5 protein-coding genes are annotated in these 6953 nt (G+C 62.4%); all 5 read right to left on the bottom strand.

Annotated elements, in window-relative coordinates:
* Positions 1 to 214: 214 nt before the first annotated feature.
* Entirely contained in the window at positions 215 to 1081 is an 867-nt protein-coding gene (locus BLX41_RS11880; protein ID WP_123725029.1) for an oxygenase MpaB family protein, read from the bottom strand.
* A 51-nt stretch (positions 1082 to 1132) separates the two neighbouring features.
* The gene (gene acs, locus BLX41_RS11885; RefSeq protein ID WP_123725030.1) at positions 1133 to 3070 is read right to left on the bottom strand and encodes an acetate--CoA ligase; all 1938 of its coding nucleotides are present in this window, start codon (positions 3068 to 3070) and stop codon (positions 1133 to 1135) included.
* Between the two features lie 128 nt (positions 3071 to 3198).
* Positions 3199 to 4863, bottom strand: a complete 1665-nt coding sequence (pgi, locus tag BLX41_RS11890; protein WP_123725031.1) for a glucose-6-phosphate isomerase — start codon at positions 4861 to 4863, stop codon at positions 3199 to 3201.
* A 470-nt stretch (positions 4864 to 5333) separates the two neighbouring features.
* Positions 5334 to 6194 carry a pantoate--beta-alanine ligase gene (gene panC / locus BLX41_RS11895; RefSeq protein WP_123725032.1) on the bottom strand — a complete coding sequence of 287 codons (861 nt, stop codon included), beginning with the start codon at positions 6192 to 6194 and terminating at the stop codon, positions 5334 to 5336.
* Positions 6191 to 6953, bottom strand: a 763-nt coding sequence (gene panB, locus BLX41_RS11900; protein WP_123725033.1) for a 3-methyl-2-oxobutanoate hydroxymethyltransferase, incomplete at its 5' end; no start/stop codon positions are given. The genes panB and panC, both read right to left, overlap by 4 nt.

Here is a 6953-nt window from a genome sequence, read left to right on the forward strand (position 1 = left end):
CCTGGAAACTGCCCACGGCGGTACGGGTGGCGGCAACGATGACGACGTCTTGCATGATCGAATCCTTATGTTCGGTGGCGGGGAGCTGCGACGCGTGGGGCTCGTGAAGTGGCCCGCGCAGGCGTTTGCAGTGCGGAAAATCATGGTTGCACACAACCCCGGGGACCGGCCAATCGCGAACCGGCCGGTCGTGTTGTGCTCGAGCGGTCGGTTTCTACAGACCCATGCGTCGTTTCGCTCGATGCACTGAGCTGTCCCGCACCGCCCAGCGCAGCATCGGCGTACTGCGTTTGACGCTGGCTCGAATCAGCTGGCGTTGCAGCGGGTTCTGATTGACGTCGAGCATGGCGCTGGCCCACTCCGGTAGCAGGTCGATACCGGCCTGCATCATCAATGAGCCAAAGGGCTTGGCCAGGCGACTGGGAGCGGGCGCGGCCTGTAGCAGGCGCAGAACCTCACGACTGCGCTCGTCGCACAGCAATTGGGGACGCATAGCCTGCAGGTAGTCGGCCACCGCCCGCCGCGAGCGGGGTACATCCCGGGCGCCGAGACGTTCGGCGATCAGGGCAATCTCGTCGTAGTAGCGGTCCTGGTCAGCCCCTGACAGGCGAGGGTTGAGGTAGCGCAGGTGAGCGGCGAGAAAACTGCTGACTTCCGCCACATGCACCCAGGTCAGCAGCGTCGGATCGCTGGCGGCATAAGGACGGCCATCAGGAGCGGTGCCCACTATATGCAGGTGAATAGTGCGTACTTTTTCGATCAGCCACTCGGCGTCCTGACGGGAGCCGAAGGTGGTGCCGGAAATGAACTGGCCGGTGCGGCGCAGGCGGCCGATCATGTCCTGGCGAAAGTTCGAATGGTCCCAGACCCCGGCCAGGGCCAGGGGGTGCAGGGCTTGCATCAGCAAAGCACTGATGCCGCCGATCAGCATGCTGCTGAAGTCGGCATGTACCTGCCAACTGACCGACCCCGGCCCGAACAGGCCGGGGTCGCCCTTGGGATGCTCCAGGTCGAGTTGCCCCAGGGAGAGGCCAGACAAGCTCATGACCTGGCTTTCGATACGGCTGCGAATGAATTCCATGACAGCTCGGTGCGGGTAGTGAAAAAAGGCGCGGCCGTGGCCGCGCAGGTTTCAAGCGTTCAGGCGTTTGGCGATCAGTCCGTCCACCACACTGGGGTCCGCCAGGGTCGAAGTGTCCCCCAAGGTATCCAGTTCGTTGCAGGCGATCTTGCGCAGGATACGCCGCATGATCTTGCCCGAGCGAGTTTTTGGCAGGGCCGGAGCCCACTGGATCAACTCCGGTTTGGCAAAGCTGCCGATTTCACGGCTGACCAGGGCCAGCAGTTCCTTTTTCAGTTCTTCGTCGGGTTCGATGCCTTGCATCGGCGTGACAAAGGCATAGATCCCTTGGCCCTTGAGGTCGTGGGGATAGCCCACCACCGCCGCTTCTGCGATGTCGTCGTGGAGCACCAGGGCGCTTTCCACTTCGGCAGTACCGATGCGGTGCCCGGAGACGTTGATCACATCATCGATGCGCCCGGTGATCCAATAGCTGCCGTCCTCGTCCCGGCGCGCGCCGTCACCGGTGAAGTAGTAGCCGGGATAGGGCGCGAAGTAGGTTTCGATCATGCGCTTGGGATCGCCGTAGACGCTGCGTATCTGCGCCGGCCAACTGGCCTTGATGGCCAGGATGCCGCTGCCGGCACCTTGGATTTCCTTGCCCTGGTCGTCCAGCAGCACAGGTTGTACGCCGAACGTCGGGGTCGAGGCGCAGCCGGGTTTGATCTGCTGGGCGCTGACCAGGGGGCTGAGCATGATGCCGCCGGTTTCGGTCTGCCACCAGGTGTCGACGATCGGGCAGCGCTGCTCGCCCACGATATTGAAATACCATTCCCAGGCTTCCGGGTTGATCGGCTCGCCAACACTGCCCAAGAGACGCAGGCTGCTTCGGGAGGTGCGTTGTACCGGGTCGTTGCCTTCGCGCATCAGGGCCCGCAAGGCGGTGGGGGCGGTGTAGAAGATGTTCACCTGATGCTTGTCCACCACTTCCCAGAAACGCGAGGTACTGGGGTAGTTGGGTACTCCTTCGAAGATCAGCGTGGTGGCGCCGTTGGCCAGGGGGCCGTAGAGGATGTAGCTGTGGCCGGTGACCCAGCCGACGTCGGCGGTGCACCAGAAGACCTCGCCGTCGCGGTAGTCCAGTACGTATTTGAAGGTCATGGCGGCCTGCAGCAGATAGCCGCCGGTGGTGTGCAGTACGCCCTTGGGTTTGCCGGTGCTGCCGGAGGTGTAGAGGATGAACAGTGGGTCCTCGGCGTCCATCGGCTCGGGCGCGCACTGGTCGCTGGCCGCGGTCACGGCCTGCTGGTAGGGAATGTCGCGGCCCTCTACCCAGTTCACCGGGGTACGGGTGCGTTCGACAACCACCACGCTGCTGACGTCCGGGCAACTGAGCAGAGCCTTGTCGACGTTGTTCTTGAGGGGAATCTGTTTGCCGCCGCGCACGCCTTCGTCGGCGGTGATCAGGGTGCGGCAGTCGGCGTTGAGAATCCGGTCGCGCAGGGCCTCCGGGGAGAAGCCGCCGAACACCACCGAGTGCACGGCACCGATCCGGGTGCAGGCGAGCATGGCGTAGGCCACTTCGGGAATCATCGGCATGTAGATACACACCCGGTCGCCTTTTTTCACGCCACGGCTTTTCAGCACGTTGGCCAGGCGGCAGACATGCCCGTGAAGTTCTTTGTAGGTGATGGCAAGGGAGTCGGCAGGATTGTCGCCTTCCCAGATGATCGCGGCCTGATCGCCGCGCTTTTCCAGATGACGATCGATGCAGTTGTAGCTGACGTTGAGCTGGCCACCGCGGAACCAGCTGGCTTCACCGGTGCGGATATCGTGGCTGTGTACGCTGTCCCAGGGGCTGCTCCAATGCAGGAAACGCTTGGCCTGCTCGGCCCAGAACACATCTGGTTGCTCAATGGATTGGCGGTAGAGGTGGTGGTAGTCGTCCTGACTCATTTGCGCCGCCCGGCGGACGGCATCGGCTTTCGAAAAAGTGCTGATATCGAACATGACGGTTCCTTATTCTTGTTTTGCGACAAGTCATAAGGGTGCGCACAAGTGCCGGGAAGGTTCAAGGGGGGCGGGCCGTGACCCGGACAGGAGCCGGTTTTGGCCGGCTCCTGGGAAGGCAAGGTCGATCAGCCGCGGTGACGGCCGCGGAAGTAGTTGATCAGGCCTTGGGTCGATGCGTCGTCGGCCAGGGTTTCATCGCTGCCGACCAGGCGGTTGTAGACGCCTTTGCCCAGCTCCTTGCCGAGCTCCACGCCCCATTGGTCGAAGGCATTGATGCCCCAGACCACGCTTTGCACGAAGACCTTGTGTTCGTACAGGGCTACCAGGGCACCCAGGCGCCGCGGACTGATGCGTTCCACCACCAGGGTATTGCTCGGACGGTTGCCGGGAATCACCTTGTGCGGCGCGAGTTTCGCCACTTCGGCTTCGCTCAGGCCTTTGTCCCGCAGCTCGCTCTCGGCTTCGGCGCGGGTCTTGCCCAGCATCAGCGCCTGGCTCTGGGACAGGCAGTTGGCGTACAGCCACTGGTGGTGGTCGGCCACCGGGTTGAAGCTGACGATCGGCACGATGAAGTCGGCCGGAATCAGTTGGGTGCCCTGGTGCAGCAACTGGTGATAGGCGTGCTGACCGTTGCAGCCTACGCCGCCCCAGATCACCGGGCCGGTATCGGTGGCCACCGGAGTACCGTCCTGGCGCACGCTCTTGCCGTTGGATTCCATGTCCAGTTGCTGCAGGTGCTTGGTGATGTTGCGCAGGTAGTGGTCGTACGGCAGGATCGCGTGGCTTTGCGCGCCCCAGAAGTTGCCGTACCACACACCTAGCAGGGCCAGCAGTACCGGCATGTTCTGTTCGAACGGTGCGCTCTGGAAGTGCTGGTCCATGGTGTAGGCACCGGACAGCAGTTCCTTGAAGTTGGACATGCCGATGGCCAGGGCGATCGGCAGGCCGATGGCGGACCACAGCGAGTAGCGACCGCCAACCCAGTCCCACATCGGGAAGATGTTCTCTTCACGAATACCGAAGGCCACTGCCGCGGCATTGTTGCTCGACACGGCGATGAAGTGGCGATGCAACTCGGCTTCGGAACCGCCCTGGGCCAGGTACCAGGCCCGCGCCGCTTGGGCATTCTTCAGGGTTTCGAGGGTGTTGAAGGACTTCGAAGAGACAATGAACAGGGTGGTTTCTGCACGAATCTTCGCCGAAAGCTCATGGAACTCGCTACCGTCGATGTTGGCCAGGTAGTGGCAGCGCACGCCTTTCTGGGCGTAGGACAACAGCGCTTCGGATACCAGTTCCGGGCCGAGGAAGGAGCCGCCGATACCGATGTTGACCACGTCGGTGATGGGCTTCTCGGTGTAGCCGCGCCACAGGCCATCGTGGATGCGTCCTACCAGTTCGGTGATCTGGTTCAGTACCTTGTGTACTTCGGGCATCACGTTGACGCCATTGACCGAGAGCTTGTCGCCCACTGGACGGCGCAGCGCGGTGTGCAGCGCTGGGCGGCCTTCGGAGGCGTTGACCAGCTCACCGGTAACCATGGACTTGATGGCATCGGCCAGACCGACTTCCTTGGCCAGATTCACCAGCAGTTCGCGGGTCTGGCTGGTGATCAGGTTTTTCGAGTAGTCGAGAAAGAGTCCGCAGCTGCTCAGGGTAAATTGGCTGAAGCGCTGTGGATCGGCATTGAAGGCTTCGCGCATGCTGAAATCCTGCATGGCTTGGCGGTGTTCTTTCAACGCTTGCCAGGCGGGCAGAGCGGTAACGTCGTGAGGAGTGCGGTAGTACGCCATCGCTGCGGTTTTCCTTTTGCTTGAACTGCCTTTTGGACACTGAGAAGCCCGGAACGTCCTGCGCGGTCTCAAGGACCTCGTTCGTTCAGCCCTGTGCTGATTCGATTAATCACCCAGGGCGATAACAGTAACCCCAGCGTGCTGTTCTGTCTCGGCTTTGTCCGACTTGTGGCCGGTACTATTTTGTACCAGCGGGGCCAATCAGGGCTGCATGGGGGGGCTTTCAGCGGGAATAAACGGGGTTGGACTCGGGTAACCTCAACGGGGACCCCATGGCTTTAGGGCTCAGCTCATTGCCGGGGGCATCTACAGCCTGCGAGGTTTGAAGTTGAGCAGATCGCTTTCACCCCGGGCAAGATGGCACGCATGGGAGACTCCTGGTCGGCCCCTCGAACAGGGCCTGCAGTATTAGCTGCAGGCCCCAGCCGGCGGCAGTTTGCCCGAAGGTTGGCGTTCGGGCAATCCGGCGTTCATGCCGGTGTATCGAGGTCCAGATGCAGGTTGTCGATCAATCGTGTCGCACCCAGGTAAGCCGCCACCAGAATCACCAGATCACGATCCTCGGCTGTGGCGGGGCGCAGGTTCTGACCATGACGAATTTCCAGGTAATCCCGGCGCAGACCGGCCGCTTCGAGCTGTTGCTGTTGCTCGGCCACTAGCGTCGGATAGTCACGTTCGCCATCTCGAATGGCCTGGGCGATCTGACTCAGGCTGCGGTACAGCACCGGGGCGATGGCGCGCTGTTCTGCGCTCAAGTAGCCATTGCGCGAGGACAGGGCCAGGCCATCGGCGGCACGCACCGTCGGCTCGCCGATGATTTGGATCGGCATGTTCAGGTCATGCACCAGGGCACGAATGACTGCCAACTGCTGGTAATCCTTCTGACCGAAGACCGCAAGGTCAGGCTGGACCATATTGAACAGCTTGCTGACCACCGTGGCCACGCCTTCGAAATGCCCGGGACGGCTGGCGCCGCACAGGCCTTCGGACAGCTGTGGCACGCTGACCCGGGTCTGTCCGGCCATGCCGTCGGGGTACATCTCTTCGACACTGGGAGCGAACAGCAGGTGGCAGCCGGCTTCGAGCAGTTTTTCCTGGTCGGCGGTCAGGGTACGCGGATATTTGTCGAGGTCTTCGCCGGCGCCGAACTGCAGCGGGTTGACGAAGATGCTGGCAACCACGAAATCCACTCGCTGGGCGGCCTTGGCCACCAGGGCGGCGTGACCGCTGTGCAGGTTGCCCATGGTGGGTACGAAGCCGATCCGCTTGCCTTCGCTGCGGGCGCGTGCGACCGCAGCGCGCAATTCGCGCACGGTTTTGACTGTATTCATGCAGAGAACCCGTGTTCGGCGCCAGGGAAAGTAACGGCCTTGACCGCTTCGACATAGGCACTCAACGCCGCCTGGATGCTGTCTTTGCCGGCCATGAAGTTCTTCACGAACTTGGGCGAGCGACCGCTCAGGGACAGGCCCAGCATGTCGTGGAGCACTAGCACCTGGCCGTCGGTGGCGCTACCGGCACCGATGCCGATTACCGGGATCTTCACGGCCTGAGTGATTTCCGCCGCCAGTTCGCTGGGGACGCACTCCAGCAGCAACATGGCGGCACCGGCCTGCTCCAGGGCAATGGCATCGGCACGCATCTGCCGCGCCTGGCTCTCGTTACGCCCCTGGACCTTGTAGCCGCCCAGGACATTCACTGTTTGTGGGGTCAGCCCCATGTGTACGCAGACCGGGACGCCCCGTTCGTTCAACTGGCGAACCGAGTCGGCCAGCCAGGCGGCACCTTCGATCTTGACCATGTGCGCACCGGCCTGCATCAACTGGGCTGAGCTGCTCAGGGCCTGTTCGGTGGTGGCATAGGACATGAAGGGCAGGTCGGCGAGGATCAATGCGCCGTTGTTGCCGCGTTTGACCGCTGCGACGTGATAGGCCATGTCGGCGTTGCTCACGGGCAGTGTGCTGTCGTGCCCTTGCAAGACCATGCCCAGGGAGTCGCCGACCAGCAGAACTTCGACGCCGGCTTCACAGCAGGTGTGGGCAAAGGTGGCGTCATAGCAGGTCAGCATGGTGATTTTTTCACCTTTCTGC

Source organism: Pseudomonas protegens (assembly GCF_003732485.1).
Classification (GTDB): domain Bacteria; phylum Pseudomonadota; class Gammaproteobacteria; order Pseudomonadales; family Pseudomonadaceae; genus Aquipseudomonas; species Aquipseudomonas protegens_B.